The sequence below is a fragment of the Litchfieldella qijiaojingensis genome, from assembly GCF_014651875.1.
GTDB classification, from domain to species: domain Bacteria; phylum Pseudomonadota; class Gammaproteobacteria; order Pseudomonadales; family Halomonadaceae; genus Litchfieldella; species Litchfieldella qijiaojingensis.
This window is the reverse complement of record NZ_BMXS01000080.1, coordinates 1-834: the sequence shown is the minus strand read 5'-3', so window position 1 is coordinate 834 and position 834 is coordinate 1. Positions and strand designations below refer to the sequence as shown.

At 63.3% G+C, this 834-nt stretch carries 1 protein-coding gene; it reads right to left on the bottom strand.

The window, feature by feature from the left end; genetic code table 11:
* Nucleotides 1-88 precede the first annotated feature (88 nt).
* Nucleotides 89-834: hypothetical protein (locus tag IE093_RS22310; RefSeq protein ID WP_189473138.1), on the bottom strand; the 746-nt coding region annotated here is incomplete at its 5' end.

The window sequence follows — 834 nt, the reverse complement described above, 5'->3', positions numbered from 1 at the left end:
TTGCTGGAGTCGATTGGCAACATACCACCCGCTGAGGCGGAAGCTCGCTACTATCAACAAAGTACCGAGTCCGCTCAGGCAGCGTGACTCAAACGAGAAAGTCTCCGAGATAGTCGGGGCGGTTCAGGGCTGCTTCTCCCCCTACTACCTGCGCTGTTCTAGAGGATGTGGCTTTTCTGTTATACCCCACCGGCAGCGCTGCCAGTACCGCCGCCGTCTCTGGCGATAGTTCCGTACCCTCCCTCAAGTTACGGGCAATGCTCGCTTCGGCCAAGGTGTTCTGCACGCCGATGTTCTCGTCGAACAGGGTCTGCAAGTAGGGCCGCGCTTCGGGGCTCAGATCCCACAGCGCGTCATCCACGTGGGGGGCGGATTCTCCACTGTTCGCCGCCAGCGAGTGCTCCTGGCAGGCGGCCAAGTCGGTGCTACAGGCTTCGTACGCCGCCGCGTCCTGCTGCTGGCTGAGTGCCTGATAGCGCTCGACCACGTCGGCCATGCAGGCATCGTCACCTTCTGCACAGGCCGCCAGTTCTTCCTTGGCCTCCGTGAGTTGTTGGTGGGAAAGGTAGTTGTATTGCGTCGAATACCCGGCAATCTCGGCACCCTGGTTCACATCGCCGTCGGTCAGTTCGGCGGCGACGATTCCGGTGATCTGCGAGGCGGCGACCAGCAGTTGGGGATCGTCGTTGACCAGTTCGGCGAGGTGGTCCACCAGCGCTTCGTTGGCGCCGGCGGCCAAGGCGCCGGTCCTGAAGTCGCCGCCCGTGGCTTCGGCGACCGCGCCGCCGGCCAATGCATGCAGGGCGATCTTCCGCGGGCTGCCTGATGGCAGGT